Origin of the sequence: Acinetobacter sp. YH12097 (genome assembly GCF_013419225.1) — a bacterium.
GTDB classification, from domain to species: Bacteria; Pseudomonadota; Gammaproteobacteria; order Pseudomonadales; family Moraxellaceae; genus Acinetobacter; species Acinetobacter amyesii.
Window position 1 is genome coordinate 12316 of sequence record NZ_VPAN01000006.1, and the last position, 16803, is coordinate 29118.

The window sequence follows — 16803 nt, forward strand, 5'->3', positions numbered from 1 at the left end:
GGTCATTCCTCAAATAAACTTAGCGTTTATCGAGTGGTACCCAATCAATCACCCACGCCGATTTCATATTCAAACTTGCATCTGAATTGATCTTTTTACGTGTTGCGTCCGCAGCATCACGGTCCTTCGAAGGGCCGACCATGATACGAATCCCTTTAGATGTCGGACTCTTTGTCACTTTATAGCCTTTTGCACGTAATTTTGCAGCGACGGCATCTGCATTGGCTTCATTGGCAGCCAGTGCAACTTGTACCATCCATTGCTTATCGCCATTTTCCAACAGATCACGTGCTTTTTCAGCTTCAGCTTTTTTCTTGGCTTCTGCTTTACGCTTTTCTTCTGCCTTGTGCTTTTCTTCGGCTTTACGCTTTTCTTCAGCTTGTTGCTTCGCTTCGGCTGCTTTCTTATCTGCTGCTTTTTTCTCAGCTTCAGCATGTGCTTTACGTTCAGCTTCTTTTTGAGCATCCGCTTTACGTTTTGCTTCGGCTTTTTGTTTATCTGCTGCGATACGTGCCTGATCAGCCTTTTGCTGCGCCGACTGAGTCTCTAACTTTTTTTGAGCCGCCAACTTATCCTCAGCTAAACGCTTTTGCTTGGCTTTTTCATCTTCAACCAATTCGGGCGGAATATTATCCGAACTTTGTTGAGCTGAACGATGTGCGTTTAAAGCCGCATATTCTTCTGCTGCTTTACGTGCTGCATCCGCTTCCGCTTGTTGTTGCATCGCTAAAAATTCTGCTGCACGTGCTTCTTGCTCCGCAACCGATTTTTCACGGGTACGTCGTTGTTCTTCGAGCAAGCGCTTTTCAGTTTCAACATCAACAGTCAATGATGACATTTTACCCGCACCCTGACCTTGTTGCTCAACTTGAGCTATTTCAGGGGTTTGGCTTTGATTTTGATGTATTTCTTCTTTGCCTTTAAGTAAAAGTGCGGCCAGCAGTACACCACCACCTAATAAAACAACACCACCCATCCAGCGTTGTTTGTTATTCATTGACATTCTTCCAGATACTCCCATACCGCTTCTAAGGTATGAAATGAACCACATACCAGAATCAGCTGATTATTCTTTGTTTCTTCCAGCGCGGACTTAAAAGCTAATTGCACATTGTCATAATGTTCTACGACTTGATGCTGCAGTGCGCTATCCAATTGTGTGATAGATGCCGCACGTGGCACATTTAATTGTGCAATTTTCCACATTCTTACCGTATCTTTCAATAAGTTAACGACAGAATTTATGTCTTTATCAGTCAGCATGGAGAAAACACTGATCACTTCTGTGTATTGTTTATTGTACTGGAGAAAATTTCGCAATTGCTTTAACAAAAATTCAACACCATGCGGGTTATGTCCCGCATCGAAAATCACCGTTTTACCTGCAATTTCTCTAACTTCAAAACGGCCTTGTAACTTGGCATTGATAATCCCTTGAGCGATCGACTGCTGAGAGACCACCAAACCACTAGCTAATATTGCTGCTACAGCCGTAGAGATATTTTCGAGTGCCAAAGAACCCACGGGTAATTTTAAGGTTGAACCTGATGAGGCAAACATCCAAGATTGTCCGTCATCACTGTACTGATAAAAATAATCACGATTGAGTACATGCAAAGCGGCTTGGCAATCTTCTGCTTTTTGACGAATGGTTTCAGGCAAAACTTGCTGCCCACCAAAAATCACAGGAATATTCGGACGAATAATTCCTGCTTTCTCAAAAGCAATTTTTTCAATGGTGTCGCCCAACCAATCGGTATGGTCTAAACCAATATTGGTAATCACTGCAACATCTGGATCGACGACATTGACCACATCAAGTCGACCACCAAGGCCTACTTCAAGTACCCATACATCGCAATGTTGCTGTTTAAAAATAACAAAAGCGGCCAAAGTGGTCGCTTCAAAAAAAGATAAACTTAATTCACATTCACGACGCGCCTGATCAATTGCGACAAAAGCATCAATCAGGGTTTGGTCGGACACTTCAACACCTTGAAGCTTTACACGTTCATTGAATCGATAAATATGCGGTGATTGGTATAGCCCCACGTTATAACCTTGAGCATTTAAAATCGCAGCCAAAGTGGTCGTGGTTGAACCTTTACCGTTTGTTCCCGCGACCGTCAGCACTTTCGCATCAGGCTGGGTTACACCGAGTCGTTCTGCAACAGGAATCACCCGTTCTAGACCTAGATCAATACCCGTAACATGAACATGGCTCCAATAATCGAGCCATGTACTTAAAGAATCAGATGCAAGTGGTGCTGTGTTCAAGTCAAATTCATCAATTTCGCTACAATACGATAAACTGTATCACGTAATGCATGACGGTGGACAATTTGATCGACTACACCATGATCAAGCAAGTATTCTGCACGTTGGAACGGTTCTTCCAATTTTTCACGTACAGTTTGCTCAATTACACGCTTACCAGCAAAACCAATCATGGCTTTCGGCTCAGCCAAATGAACATCGCCTAGCATTGCCAATGATGCAGTCACACCACCATAGACTGGATGTGTCAACACCACTAGATAAGGCAAGCCTGCATCTTTCATTTTTTGGATGGCAGCAGAAGTACGCGCCATTTGCATTAATGACAACATGCCTTCTTGCATACGCGCACCACCAGAGGCAGCGAAGCAAATAAGGGGTTGTTTAGCTTTAATCGCAAGTTCAGCCGCTTGAACAAAACGGTCACCGACCACTGTGCCCATTGAACCGCCCATGAAATCAAATTCGAAAGCGGTCGCAATCATTGGAATGCCTTTCAGCGTTCCTTGCATCACCACTAAAGCTTCTGTTTCACCGGTTTTTTTCTGCGCTTCAGACATACGGTCTGGATACGCTTTGCTATCTACAAATTTAAGTGGATCTTTGGCTTTAAATTCTTGACCCAATTCTTTTTGTACTTGGTCAAAGAACCAGTTCAAGCGATCACGGGCTTTCATTCGTAAGTGTTCATCACACTGTGGACAAACGTAGGCATTAAATGACATCGCAGTACGAGTCACAAGTGCATGACACTCAGGACATTCAATCGTCGGCTCAGTAAATGTCGCCTTTAATGCTTGCTGTTCATCAGGTACATGAATACCTGGTACCGCACGCTCTGTCCATGGCGTAGATGCGCTCAGAATTTTGCCTGTTTTTGCGTCTTGACTCATACTAACTCATCGAGCGCAGCTCGAAGCTCCTTCACTTTATTCACTGTTTCGATTACAGCTTGTTCTGGCGCTAAGTTTGCAAATTGTTTAACAAAAGCACTGCCTACAATCACCGCATCTGCAGCAACACCCATGGCTTTCGCCGATGCTGCATCACTGATACCAAAGCCAACGCCGACAGGTACCTGAGTATACGATTTGATTTTTTGAATACGTGCCGCAGCTTCAGCAACGTCTAAAGTCGCTGCACCTGTCACACCTTTCAAAGAAACATAGTAGATAAATCCACTGGCTTGTTTTACTACATGCTGAATACGTTCATCAGTGGATGTTGGCGCAAGTAAGAAGATTTGATCCATGTCGTATTTTTTCAATACTGCATCTAGATCTTTTGCTTCTTCAGGTGGAAGGTCCACCAAGAGCACGCCATCTACACCGCATTCATGTGCATAGGCAACAAACTTTTCATAGCCGATTACTTCAACGGGGTTTAAATAGCCCATCAGTACTACGGGTGTTTCTGTATCGTTTTTACGGAACTCTTTCACCATGTTCAAGGCATCTAGAGTATTGGTTCCTGCAGCAAGCGCACGCTCAGCGGCAAGTGCAATAACAGGGCCATCCGCCATTGGGTCTGAAAATGGAAGACCTAATTCGATCACATCTACACCTGCCTCAACCATTTGATGTAACAAAGGTACCGTTACTTGTGGATGAGGGTCACCAGCCATAACATAAGAAACCAAGGCCTTACGCTGTTGAGATTTAAGCGTTCCAAATCGAGTGGCTAAACGTGACATAGGGTTATACTTTCCTTGAATGAATCAAAACTATGATGTGGGTTTTGTCGAAATACAAGACATCGCATTGTAACGCTATTTTTTACCCATTGAACAGGGCATACAATCCTCAGTCGGCATTTCTCATGCAAACATAATTTTCCAGAACAACCCGAAAGCATCATTTACCGATATTTCAGTTTTTTTCACAATGATCAAAGATGCCTAATTTTAGGATCTGGCAAAATTATAAGGTTTTAGATTAACTTAATTTTATCATCAAAAAAATGTTAAAAATAACAGGCTTAGCATTTACATTTTAATTTTCCTTAAATTGCAAAACCTGCTTTATACTAGCCGCATACTTTTATTTTTTTATCTCCTATGTCCTCCGATTCACAAGTGAAGGTGCCTGCTCGGGCATTTGCACTGCTTCCGCTTATTGTTTTTCTGACCATTTTTTTGGGCAGTGGTATTTACCATTCCATCATTGGAACTGAGTTTGCGTTCTATCAAGTGAAAGCGCCAGTCGCAGCTCTTCCTGCGATTGTATTGGCAATTTTGCTCTATCGCGGCAAGATTAATGACGCGATTGATACCTTTATGAAAGGTGCCAGCCACCCGAATTTGATATTAATGTTTATGGTCTTTATGCTCGCTGGTGCTTTTGCCAGTGTCAGCAGTGCCATCGGTAGTGTTGATGCAACAGTGCAGTTAGGACTATCGGTGATTGCGCCTGAGTTCGTGCTGCCCATGCTGTTTATTATTGCGGCCTTTATTGCCACAGCGATGGGAACCTCCATGGGCACCATTGCAGCTTGTGCGCCAATTGCCTTTGGTTTTACTCAAGTCACCGAAATTGAAGTGGTGTATGCCATTGGTGCTGTGGTCGGTGGTGCCATGTTTGGTGATAATCTGTCGATGATTTCAGATACCACCATTGCTGCAACGAACAGTCAAAAAGTTCAACTTCGCGATAAATTTAACGTCAATGTTTGGATTGCTGTTCCTGCATCGATCGTTAGCATTTGTATTTATTTATTTATGAGTCAAGGCTCACAAGCGATTGAATACAAAACTTATAATGCGTGGCTAATCCTGCCGTATTTAGCCGTATTTATTTTGGCCTTTTCACGTTTGCACGTGCTTGCTGTGCTGACTATTGGTGTCTTACTGTCTGGCTTGATTGGTTTGGTCATTCAACCTGAATTTAATTTTTTAAGCTTAAATAATTCTATTTATGAGGGCTTTACCGGCATGTTTGAAGTTGCCCTGCTTTCTATTTTCTTAGGTGGTATTTCTGCCATTATGCAAAAAGAAGGCGGTTTAGAATGGCTGATTCAACGTATTTACAGCATGACACGCTGCTTTAAAGTTGGTGCTGAACGCGCAGGTGAAATTGGTATCAGTTTCTTGGTGATTTTCTCTAACCTATTTGTAGCAAACAACACTGTCGCAATTATTTTATCTGGTGACATGGCACGTGAAGTCGCCAAAGAATATGGTGTAGACCCTAAACGTGCTGCTGCGCTCTTGGATATTTTCTCTTGCGTAGTCCAAGGTCTCATTCCTTATGGCGCACAGCTGTTACTGGCTTGTTCGATCGCAAAACTTTCGCCTGTGGAACTGATTGGTAGTGTGTATTACTGTTGGGTCTTGGCGATCTTTGCCATCCTTGCCATTTTACTGCGTTATCCAAAATTAAAAGCTGCGGCATAAGCTTGGTTTAAAAGAAAGAGCGGTCGTTTGACCGCTTTTTTTAATGCTGTATGAATGGCTTTTCTTGACGAGCAATCTGCACGTTTTATTCTAATTTCAAGGCTTTTTTTCGCGCTAATAATGTCTCTCCGCTATATGCCTTAAAAGCACGTGCCAAAGCCGACTGATCTGAATAACCTAGCTGTAAAGCGATATCCGTCAAATGGGTTTGTTGTGAAAGTAGATATTCACAGCGTTTCATCCGTTCCAGCTCCAAAAGCCGCTTAAATGAGGTGTCTTTCTCCTTTAACTGTCGTTGCAGGGTTCTGACTGACAGATGTAACTCCTCTGCTAACCATTCTATTTTAGGGGCTTGCTGCTGTAATTTGAGATAATCTGCTATGCATTGTTGCATCTGTTGAATTGGATCTGAATGTTGCGAACGAGCAGCTATCGCCTCTTCGGCTTGACGTAATAACAATTGCATCAGCGATGGATCTGCAAGTTCTGACTTTAAATCCAAACTATCGGCATGAATCACAAATGAATATTTAAGGGTCGAAAATTCCATTTGGCAACCATAAAACTTTTCATAGTGATAACGTGCCATCCGCGGCACATGTGCAAAATGAATGCGGAGTAACTTTAAAGAATCTGGAAAAATTTGCTTGGCCAAATGTGCCATACAGGCCATGGTCAATTCATTCACCAACGCATATTCATCATCATGCTGTGGCCAAGACAGTATAATTTGATGATCTTGATGGCTCATATTCATCGGCACAATTTGCGCGCCATCAATCACCAAACGACTAAACCGCATCACATATTGCAAAGCATCTGCTACGCTATTACTCAGTGTCGCCATATAGCCTAACACCCCAAAATGCTCCGCACGAATATACTTGGCCATTTCAAAAACCAATTGCGGGCAATCCAGATGCTGCTGAGTCAGTTGCATGATGCTGTTAAAAAAAGAATTCGGCGATTGAGAGTCGATCGGCAAAGACAGCACATGCTGAATTTGCGCAGCATACGGCGCAATCCATTCAAGCTGTGTATAGTTTAATTCACGCTCAATTAAGACCATATTCCATAGTTGGAAGTAACCATTTGGGATCTGAATTTCAGCCATCTCGCCCCTCTTTCTGACCTGCCAATTCTGACATTTTATATTTTCATCATGGCGTAAAATGTATAAAAATTGGCAATATCTGTCAAAACAAAGTGCAATTTCTCCGACATACTGCAATCAACACGACTCGCACAGAAAAAATATCATGAATGCTATCGTCAAATATCAAGTCGAACCCATTGTTCGCACAAAGCTAAATTTTAAGTTAGAAGAAATCCCGCGCTATTGGTTTGGCGGAGACCCCTTTTTAACACGTATGTTTGATGCCTTGAGCCTGACCTTTCCTGATGGCGAGCGCTATTTTATTGAATCTGTACGTCTGTTCCGCAGTCAAATTCAAGACCCTGATTTACAACAACGTGTCGCTGACTTTATTCGTCAAGAAGCGCAGCACGGTATGGCGCATGACAAAATGAATATGTTGATGAAACAACAAGGCATGCCTGTCGATGCGTTCATTAAACGTCTAAATAAAATTTTTAAATTTGAACTGAGCAAACGCTCACCTGAATACAACATTGCCATGACGGCTTCTGCCGAGCATTTGACTGCATTGATGGCTGAAACCTTTTGTAGCCAAAAGTCCGTCTTAGAATCTGCGCATCCTTATGTCCGTGCATTATTTATTTGGCATGCGATAGAAGAAATGGAACATCGCGATGTGGCTTTTGATGTGATGAAAGATGTGGCTAAGGTCGATGAAAATCTAAAGAAATTTACTTTGGTCTGGACCAGTGGATTGATGCTTGGCTTTACCTTATACCGTGCTAATGTGATGCTGAAACATGACGGGTTCAGCTTCACTGAACGTTTAAAATTAAATATGAAAGGCTTACCGTGGTTCTTTGGTAAAAATGGCACCCTCACCCGTATGAGCAAGCCATATCGAGATTGGTTTAAAAAAGACTTCCATCCGAGTCAGCATTCCATTGTGCAAAATTATGATCTCTGGTTAAAAACTTATGAAGAAACCAATGATCCAATTCAAGCTGCGGAAGTGTTTTGGCAAGCTGCAAAATAAACACTGAATAAAAAAAGCCGCATCGATTGCGGCTTTTTTATAGGCTTAGACTCACCATTTGGCATAGTGCTGCTCAAGTAAACCATATTCATTTAAGAATACAATTTCTTCGCCATCACGTTGAATTGTACCGCTAATTTTTGCCTGCCATTGACTGAACTGACTACCGACCAATCTTAAATTCAGGTTTTCATAGCGCCGCCAACCTGTGGTGACGATCAAATTTAAGCTGTTGTCTAATGAGCTAATATTCCATTGATTATCGCCTTGTTGCTGAAACAGCACATCAGACATGGCATACAAATGTCCATTGACCCACAGGCAATTTTCATTGCCAAAGCTTTCATTTACACCAGAGGCAAGATTGATCCCAACGCGTCGATTTTGACTATCCCAAAAGTTACACGACAGCCAAAACCATGCGGTTTCAGGACGAAGAAAACCACAGGTATCATCTAAAGACACCAATGTCCGGTCATGAAATTGAATGGTCTTGCCTTGTTTATTGATAAAGAAACCTTCACAGCCTAACGTCGTTAGTTTTTGAGTATAGGTCCAACCATTAATCCCTGTAGGGCTACACATACTCAGCGGATCAGTCCCCGCACAAAACACTCGGGCACTCAGTTTGAGTTCACCATGTTTCGACATTTGAATGTATCGCACACCATTGGCATGCTGAATGTCCAGTTGAATCCCTGACTTAATAAAATGACTCTGATTAAATAAAGGTTGTTCATCTAAAACAGTATTGCGTGACAGGAAATTAATCGAATTCCATTCCAATACTTCATTCGTAATATGATCATACACATAAACAAAACCGTGCCCTGCCCACGCGATATCGGCAATCGCTAGACCAATCGTATAATGTTCATGCTGAATACAACAAAATTTAAATTTTTTATATTTTAAACGCTTACGCCAACCTTCAAGTCGTTTTCCATACGGTGTCTTATATTCATACTTACTTAAATCGATGCGATTGGGAAGTTCACTAAAACGCCCATAATGCGGCTGTCCATTCGGCCGTATTAAATCCATATACGCCATTCCATTGAGGTTTAAGGTCTAAATCCTGAATGTTATTATGCCTATTATTTAACGCCTGAAAAGACAATCCATCTGATTTCAGGCGAATATCACAAAAAAATATAAAAGCTGACATTTCAGCTCTTAATCATCACAAATGTTCATTTATTAAGATGTAATCATTTTTCCATGAATTTTGCTGGCTATGCGGCGTTTCAACCAATTCGATATAGCGCCCATAGACATGATCAATCGCAATACAATCATCAACATCTAGAGTTCGATCGGTATGTTGTTTTTGCCAATTTGCCTCAAAAAAAGCCTTGCCCCGTTGTTTCGCGACACTAGCGTTTTGTCCTGTCACCAAAACATAACGATGTAATTCACCAAATTCGCGGGCATCATATCCCCCGAGATTAATCAGCCATAATTTTTCATCTTCAGCTCGGGGCGCGGCATCACAAAATTGGATACGATAATGCCGATTTTCAGTGCTGACTGTATGTACCTGTGCCCAAGCATCAATATGTAAGCCTTTTTGCTCACCAAACCATGCCGTTCTCAGTTGTGGATAAACCTCTTCTAATGCGTTACCCACTGCAAGAATGACATCATGCACTTCGATATTTGCTCTTGGATGGCGTCCGCCGAGCATCACCATAAATAAACTGGACACAATCTCCCCCTATTTTTGACTTCAACTGCCCACATAGGGCTGAAGTAATTTCAACAAAATCACGCCGCCTAAAGAGAGTACTGCATTGTTGACGAAATGAATGAGTAAGACATGCCAAATATTTCTCGTCCACAAATAGATGAGGTTGAGAAATAGACCTGCAACCATAAAACTGATGGTCGCAATCAAATCGCCATCGAAATTATGATAATGAATCAAGCCAAATAAAATTGAGTTCAGTAATACCAATATCAATCGCCACAGCCACGGCTGTATAAATAGCTTTTGTAGCAAGGTATAGCGGAAAATAATATCTTCGAGCAATGCGGTAAATAATGACCCAAGGCTGATGATCAGCAAGCTAAAAAACGCAATCGTATTGGGATCAATGGTCGATTCTTTTTCAATGTTCTCACCAACGGGCAACAGACTGCGTGTAAAAGAAATAACTACTTGTAAAGCGACTGCACCAACAACCACCAACAGACTTGAGCGCCAAAAGGCCTGCTTATACTTTTGCCAGTGCGTATATAGCATCGTTTTATAGAGCCAACACACGGCAATAAATAAAATACCGCGAAAGATCGAATCACCCAAAGCAACCTGAGCTGAAACACCAAAAAATTGGTCTAAGACATAACTGTTGAGCAAGATCAGCGGAAGAATACACAGCGCAAAAGTATCACGCCATTGCCAAGAAATATGGGTTGGAAAGGATTCTGCACGAACCAATTGGGTAAATGTCATTGTTATAAAGTCTTTCTAAAGCAATAAAATTTCCACAGTATTGTGATTTATTTCACACTTTTATTCTGCATTTATTTTATAGTGATTTGCCTCAATAAAATTTTCAGCAAGAAAAAATCGCGCGGAATGACTTCTGCGCGATTTTTTTTAATCCTCCCCTTGCGGATTCAGAATACATTCTGAAATCCTCACCTTTAACAAAGGAGGGCTTTTCCCCTCTTTATTAAAGAGGGGTTGGGGGAGATTTTACATCTCAACCATTTCCACGCCATCAATGCGGGCAACAGTCATTAAGTCTTTATCGCCACGGCCTGACACTGTTGCAATAATGATTTGGTCTTTGTCCATCGTCGGCGCAAGTTTCGTCACATAAGCCATGGCATGTGAGCTTTCTAACGCAGGGATAATACCTTCAATATGCGTTAAATCACGGAAGCCTTGCAACGCTTCAGTATCATTGATCGGCACATATTCAACACGGTTCATATCTTTCAAGAAACTGTGTTCTGGTCCTACACCAGGGTAATCCAAACCTGCTGAAATTGAATGTGTTTCAATGATCTGACCTTGATCATCTGACATCAGGTAAGTACGGTTACCGTGAAGTACACCGACATGCCCTGCATTGAGTGGTGCAGAGTGTTTGCCTGTTTCAATGCCGTAGCCTGCAGCTTCGACACCGTACATTTTCACATCTTCATCATTTAAGAATGGGTAGAACAAGCCCATTGCATTTGAACCGCCGCCCACACATGCAACAAGCGCATCCGGTAAACGGCCTGCTTGTTCCTGAATTTGTTTACGCGCCTCACGACCAATGATTGATTGGAAATCACGAACCAATTGCGGATATGGATGCGGGCCTGCAACTGTACCAATCACGTAATAAGTAGAATCTACGTTTGTGACCCAGTCACGCATCGCTTCGTTCATAGCATCTTTCAATGTTTTTGAACCGCTTTCTACAGGCACAACAGTCGCACCGAGTAAACGCATACGGTACACGTTCATCGCTTGACGTTTTACGTCTTCTGCACCCATGAACACCACGCATTCAAGGCCTAAACGTGCTGCAATCGTTGCCGTTGCTACACCGTGCTGACCTGCACCTGTTTCGGCAATAATACGTTTTTTACCTGAAAGTTTAGCCAGCAAAGCCTGACCAATCGTGTTATTCACTTTATGTGAGCCTGTATGGTTCAGGTCTTCACGTTTTAAGTAAATTTGCGCACCACCCAACTCTTTCGACCATCGCTCAGCATAATACAAAGGACTTGGACGACCGACGTAATACGCCAAGTCACGGTCGAATTCTGCCAAAAACTGTGCATCATCTTTCATACGGAAATAGAGTTTTTCTAAGTCCTCAAGTGCTGCCATAAGAGTTTCTGACACAAAACGCCCGCCATGAATACCAAAATGCCCTTGTGCGTCAGGGAATTGGGTATAGTCAATCTTATTTTGCTGATCCACGATGGACTCCTTGCATAAAGCGTTCTATGAGTTGTTGGTCTTTAATACCTTTTGCCGATTCTACACCACCGCTCACATCTACGGCGTAAGCGCCAGTGGTTTGAATCGCTTCTTCAATATTGTCAGGCTTTAAACCGCCCGCCAAAATTAAAGGAATATCGAGTTTTGGGAACTGTGCCCAGTCAAAGCTATGCCCTGTACCGCCTTTCAGCTCAGGATGCCATGCATCTAACAGTACGGCGCTTGCCCCTGCCTGCTGAAAAGCTTGGATTTCGGCAATCACATCCAATTCAGGTTTCATTTGAATGGCTTTATACCAACGGCGTCCAACGGACTTCGCAATCGTTTGGCACTGTTCAGGGCTTTCATCGCCATGAAACTGCAGTATGTCTACAGGTGAAATTTTTAAAATAGCCTGTATGTCCACAGCCGACGCATTCACAAATAAACCCACGGTCTGCACGTACGGCGGCACATGCTGAATCAGTTTAGCGGCCTGCACTGCCGTTACACTGCGCGGGCTGGGCGCAAAGAATACAAATCCTATCGCATCTGCACCAGCTTGGACGACAGACTGAATATCTTGAGTACGTGTAATTCCGCAGATTTTGGCACGGGTTCGCATGTTGTTTTGGCTCTGACTCCGCCCTATTCATAGCCTATCTATGAATATAAAGGCGAATCATTGTAATGCAATTTTCATGCATTGCGTGGATTTTCAGCATGATTACTGCGCAAAAATAAAAAGCCCTGAATGATCAGGGCCTTTTGAAATTTTAATGAATTATTTCATCGCATAACGTAAGGTTATCCAAGCTGTGCGGCCGTCTTGATTAAATAAAGTGCTATTGCTGTAGTTGGTCGAATATTCTTTATCAAACATATTGGCAAGCTTGGCTTGAACACTGAATTCAGGCGTTGCTTGATAAGTTACTCGCGTATCTACTGTGGCAAAAGAACCCAACTCATCAGTATTTGCAGCATTGGTATAACGCTTATCTTCGGCATGAACTGAAGCGCCGACAGTCCATTTATCCATCGTATAATCAGCTGATGCATTAAAGATTTGCTTTGGCTTTAAGACCAACTGCTTGCCATGGGACCCTGCTGTCTCATTTTCAGGCTCTTGATAGGTATAATTGATATTCCAAAGAAAATTATTCAACTGCTGAGTAAGTGATAGTTCAGCGCCTTTAATTTTGGCTTTATCTATATTGCTTGGAACATAGTTCCCCGATGCATTTGGTGCCCATGCGATCATGTTTTCAATTTCATTATGGAAAGCGTTTAGCTCCCATTGAACATTGCTGACCACGCCCTTGAAACCAACTTCATAGTTTTCAGATTCCTCTGGAACCAATGTCGGGCTTTCACTTCCTGGCCAATACAAATCATTGAATGTCGGGGCTTTGAATGCAGTGCCATAGCTGACATAAGTTTGCACTGCATCATTGAAGCGATATCCTAAAGTTGCGCTTCCAGTCGTATGATTACCAAACTGCTCGTTATCTTCCTGACGGACTGCACCTTGCACATCGAAGTTACCAAATGAACCTAGATATTGCGCAAAATAAGCTTTGTTATCACGCTCTTTAACTGCATACGCTTTAGTACCTGAGACTTCATCATTCTGATAATCAAAGCCAAGCATCAATGTATTTTGCTGATTAAAGTTCAATGTATTCAGCCAAGATAAGCTGTCCCGCTGAGTGTTGATCACTGATGGATAGCCATCTCGGCTATCTAACTTGTCTTCAGAGCGACCTAACTTTAATCCTGTAGTCCACACATCAAATGGCTTGTAGGTAGCACCAATGCTGTAAACATTTTGCTCGATTTTACTATGCACATTTTTTGCATCAATATAAGGAGAACCCCAGTCATCCCTATTATCATATTCATTTTCACCATCAACAACTAAAACACTTGCATCAACATCAAATTGATCATTGAATTTATGCCCCATACGTAAAGATGCTGACTTGTTTTCATAGGCATCTTTATCAAGGTCATAAGGCTCAGCAATATTTGTCGCATCAATGCCTTGAGTTTTTGTTCCTGCAACATTCAGTGTTGCCCAAGTATCATTTTGGCGAATATTTAAACCAGCATTCCCTTGATACGTTTCATGCGAACCGTAGGTTAATGATGCAAATGGTTTTATTCCATTTTGCGTGCCTTTACGTGTAAAGATTTGAATTACACCGCCAATCGCTTCTGAACCATATAAGCTTGAACGCGGACCACGCAGAACTTCGACACGCTCAATCTGATCAATTGGGAGGTGTTCAAAAGCCGTTTCACCAAGCGTTGCTGAACCTACCTTTTGACCATCCACCAAGACTAATGCATGGCGATTGCCTGTACCGCGAATTGAAACACTCGTAACTTTACCTAAACCGCCAGTATTGCTATACGTTACGCCCGGCACAGTACGTAATAAGTCTTGTAATGAATTAAATTGCTTGCGCTCAATTTCTTCACGGTCAATTACAGTGACTGCCGCCAAAGTTTTTTGTGAGTCTTGCTCTACAATATTGGCAACCGTGTTGGTAATGACTGGAAGCTGATGAACTTGGTCTGCTGCCATCGCAGCAGAAAGTGGAGATAAAACAAAAAGCGACCCGAGTAGAGTCTTAGAGAAAGAATGCATGCTGTATTCCCCGATCGCACCGCCCGTGCGAAATAAAAGTGGTTAACGCGTCGCGGTTTTGGGTAAGCGATGGCTTGCCATTTTTCAGACAGAAGCATGCAATCCCGCTATAACGCCCGCCGCATTATGAATAGGTCTGCATCAGGCCGGTCTCCGGACTTACGTTATGAATAACGATTCACCGTTGCGGGGGCAGTGTCAGATAACAACAGATCTATACTGCTGGACTGACTTCCCAGTTTCACTTCTCAATTAAGGAAGCACCTGAAGCATGGGCAGATTAGTTTCTGCCCCACAGCAAGTCAAGCTGTATATGCAGCTATCTTAAAATGCCCGACGGATTCGATTGTTCGATAAATCGGAGTTCTCTATACTTAAACCATTCACAACAGTTGGCATGGGAAGTTTCTACAACACTGCCCCCGCAACGGTGCGCAAGCGAAACCTTGCCAGTCCGATACCTGCCGACCGTGTTCTATCACTCAATCATTTACGTGGGGTAAATGCATGGAGCTTTGTATGCCTTTTCCTTTTCAGCCGACTGCGCTTGCAGCTGGCATTGCTGCCGCTTGGGCTTTTTCTACATCTTGTTTTGCAAATGAATCGCGCATTGCTCAACCAACAATGGATACCATTGTGGTGACTGCAACACGCTCACAAGAAAAATTAGAAAATGTGCCAGCACGTATTTCCATTATTGATGAGTCGCTCATAGATCAATCACCAATTGCATCATTTCCACATTTATTAATGAGTGATGCTTCTATCAATATGATGCAGCTGGGTGGCTATGGACAACAAGCTTCATTTTTTTTACGTGGCACAGAGTCAGACCACACTTTGGTATTGCGTGACGGTGTCCGTTTAAATAATGATGCCAGCGGTTTAGCGCCAAATAATTTTATAGATACCACAGACATTAAGCAGATTGAGGTTTTAAAAGGCCCAGCATCTGTCCTTTATGGCACCAATGCCATTGGTGGTGTGGTACAAATCATTAGCAAAACCCCTGAAAAAAATGCAGCTTTTATCAGCGCTGAAATAGGTGAAAATCAAACCTATAAAAGTACTGTCGGGGTAGACCTAGCCAAGCAAGGTTTTTATGCGCAAATTCGTGGACAGCGTTTAGAAACCGACGGCACATTGATTCATGAACATGAAAATGCCAGAGCTTCTAGCTTTAATCAAAAAGGCATGTCTACCAAATTTGGCTATGAAGAAACACGCTTTGGCACTTCATTGGATTATTCTGAAAACCAAGGTAATGCTCAATATGAGCAATACAGCTGGAATTCACTGCAATATGAGCAAAAGTCGCAAGATTTTAAAAATCAAATTGCAACCCTGAAGTCACACTTCAACCCCACAGATCAGCTGACCCTGAATGCTCGCGTGTCTTATTTTAAAGATGAGTTGGAACAGCTCAAAATCTTTGAACAGACCCATTATGAATCCACTGAATATGAACTGACCGCAAAACAGCAAATGACGCCGTCTCAGAACATCATTGCAGGCATCACCCATCGGCAGCTAGAAACATCAACGCTAAAAACTGCAGAGTCTTTTCATCAAGACTTAAACAGTACGGGTTATTATCTACAGCACCAATATCAAACTGATAAATTAAAAACTCAAGCGGGTATTCGTCGTGAAGACCATGAAAAATATGGTCAACACACGGTCGGACAAGTTGCTGCGCGTTATTTTTTCACGCCGTTGTTTAGTAGCTATGCCAATATTGGTACAGCATTTAAAGCGCCAACCATGAACGACTTATATTATGGCGACTATGCAAACCCTGACTTAAAACCCGAAGAAAGTCAATCCTATGAAATTGGGCTAGACCTACAAATGACACCACAACTAAAAACTGGTTTGTCTATCTACAGAACTGAAATTGATAACCTTATTGATTCTGATCCCAACAATAACTGGAAGTTTGCCAATATTGATGCAGTGACCATTCAAGGTTCAGAAGTCTATGTGAATTGGAGCAATGAGGCATTTTTTACAAAGGCCAGTTATAGCTACAATCAAGCAAAAAATGATAAAACAGGTTTGGATTTGAGCCGCCGCCCACGTCAAAAACTGGCATTGTCAGCTGGTTGGGCTGATGAACATTATGGGCTGTCAACAACACTGAGTGCGAACAGCCATTCAGACAGCAGTAATTATGATGAGGATGTGATCCCTGGACATGCTCAGATTGATTTCAATAGTTATTACCAACCCAACGAGCAACTGCGCTTCTTTGCCAATATTCAAAATGTCGGCGATGTTCAATATAAAACGGCTTCTGCTGGCAATTTCGACGGCAAATTCTATTTAAATGGCGGCCGTTTGGCTTCCTTTGGCATCACAGTTAGATATTAATTTCACACTGATTTATTCAACTTTTAATCAAAAAATGGACAATTAA

At 42.3% G+C, this 16803-nt stretch carries 14 protein-coding genes and 1 riboswitch; of the genes, 3 read left to right on the top strand and 11 right to left on the bottom strand.

What is annotated here, in order from left to right; translation table 11 throughout:
- Positions 1–19 precede the first annotated feature (19 nt).
- Genes FTU37_RS04220 through trpA form a run of 4 tightly spaced genes read right to left on the bottom strand, consistent with a single transcriptional unit; the run spans position 20 to position 3970 of the window.
- The gene (locus FTU37_RS04220; RefSeq protein WP_180123855.1) at positions 20–997 is read right to left on the bottom strand and encodes an SPOR domain-containing protein; all 978 of its coding nucleotides are present in this window, start codon (positions 995–997) and stop codon (positions 20–22) included.
- The gene (gene folC, locus FTU37_RS04225; RefSeq protein ID WP_180123856.1) at positions 994–2277 is read right to left on the bottom strand and encodes a bifunctional tetrahydrofolate synthase/dihydrofolate synthase; all 1284 of its coding nucleotides are present in this window, start codon (positions 2275–2277) and stop codon (positions 994–996) included. The genes FTU37_RS04220 and folC overlap by 4 nt, the downstream gene beginning before the upstream one ends.
- Entirely contained in the window at positions 2274–3170 is an 897-nt protein-coding gene (accD, locus tag FTU37_RS04230) for an acetyl-CoA carboxylase, carboxyltransferase subunit beta (protein WP_180113373.1), read from the bottom strand. Before accD ends, folC begins: the two co-directional genes overlap by 4 nt.
- Positions 3167–3970: a tryptophan synthase subunit alpha gene (trpA, locus tag FTU37_RS04235; RefSeq protein WP_078191221.1), complete on the bottom strand. Its 804-nt coding sequence runs from the start codon at positions 3968–3970 to the stop codon at positions 3167–3169. Before trpA ends, accD begins: the two co-directional genes overlap by 4 nt.
- Before the next feature lie 363 nt (positions 3971–4333).
- Between trpA and FTU37_RS04240 the strand changes: the two genes are divergently transcribed.
- Complete coding sequence (locus FTU37_RS04240; protein WP_180123857.1) at positions 4334–5668, top strand: Na+/H+ antiporter NhaC family protein; 1335 nt, start codon at positions 4334–4336, stop codon at positions 5666–5668.
- A gap of 85 nt (positions 5669–5753) precedes the next feature.
- Here the strand turns inward: FTU37_RS04240 and FTU37_RS04245 are convergent, their stop codons facing one another.
- Entirely contained in the window at positions 5754–6782 is a 1029-nt protein-coding gene (locus tag FTU37_RS04245; protein ID WP_180009064.1) for an AraC family transcriptional regulator, read from the bottom strand.
- A 145-nt stretch (positions 6783–6927) separates the two neighbouring features.
- On the opposite strand from FTU37_RS04245, the gene FTU37_RS04250 reads away from it, so the two are divergent.
- Positions 6928–7803, top strand: a complete 876-nt coding sequence (locus tag FTU37_RS04250) for a metal-dependent hydrolase (RefSeq protein WP_180123858.1) — start codon at positions 6928–6930, stop codon at positions 7801–7803.
- Between the two features lie 51 nt (positions 7804–7854).
- Here the strand turns inward: FTU37_RS04250 and FTU37_RS04255 are convergent, their stop codons facing one another.
- The 6 genes from FTU37_RS04255 to FTU37_RS04280 form a co-directional block, all read right to left on the bottom strand.
- Entirely contained in the window at positions 7855–8847 is a 993-nt protein-coding gene (locus FTU37_RS04255; protein WP_180040652.1) for a DUF2804 domain-containing protein, read from the bottom strand.
- 139 nt (positions 8848–8986) lie between these two features.
- On the bottom strand, positions 8987–9511 hold the full coding sequence (locus FTU37_RS04260) for a DUF1543 domain-containing protein (RefSeq protein WP_180009070.1): 525 nt from the start codon (positions 9509–9511) through the stop codon (positions 8987–8989).
- A gap of 21 nt (positions 9512–9532) precedes the next feature.
- On the bottom strand, positions 9533–10258 hold the full coding sequence (locus FTU37_RS04265; RefSeq protein ID WP_180123859.1) for a CPBP family intramembrane glutamic endopeptidase: 726 nt from the start codon (positions 10256–10258) through the stop codon (positions 9533–9535).
- Positions 10259–10504: 246 nt separating this feature from the next.
- Positions 10505–11731 carry a tryptophan synthase subunit beta gene (gene trpB, locus FTU37_RS04270; RefSeq protein ID WP_180123860.1) on the bottom strand — a complete coding sequence of 409 codons (1227 nt, stop codon included), beginning with the start codon at positions 11729–11731 and terminating at the stop codon, positions 10505–10507.
- Positions 11715–12356, bottom strand: coding sequence for a phosphoribosylanthranilate isomerase (locus FTU37_RS04275; protein ID WP_180063999.1), 642 nt, complete (start codon positions 12354–12356; stop codon positions 11715–11717). Before FTU37_RS04275 ends, trpB begins: the two co-directional genes overlap by 17 nt.
- Before the next feature lie 159 nt (positions 12357–12515).
- The gene (locus FTU37_RS04280) at positions 12516–14384 is read right to left on the bottom strand and encodes a TonB-dependent receptor domain-containing protein (protein ID WP_180123861.1); all 1869 of its coding nucleotides are present in this window, start codon (positions 14382–14384) and stop codon (positions 12516–12518) included.
- 126 nt (positions 14385–14510) lie between these two features.
- A riboswitch (cobalamin riboswitch) is annotated at positions 14511–14667 on the bottom strand.
- A gap of 236 nt (positions 14668–14903) precedes the next feature.
- Between FTU37_RS04280 and FTU37_RS04285 the strand changes: the two genes are divergently transcribed.
- The gene (locus tag FTU37_RS04285; RefSeq protein WP_180123862.1) at positions 14904–16757 is read left to right on the top strand and encodes a TonB-dependent siderophore receptor; all 1854 of its coding nucleotides are present in this window, start codon (positions 14904–14906) and stop codon (positions 16755–16757) included.
- The last annotated feature ends 46 nt before the right edge of the window (positions 16758–16803 follow it).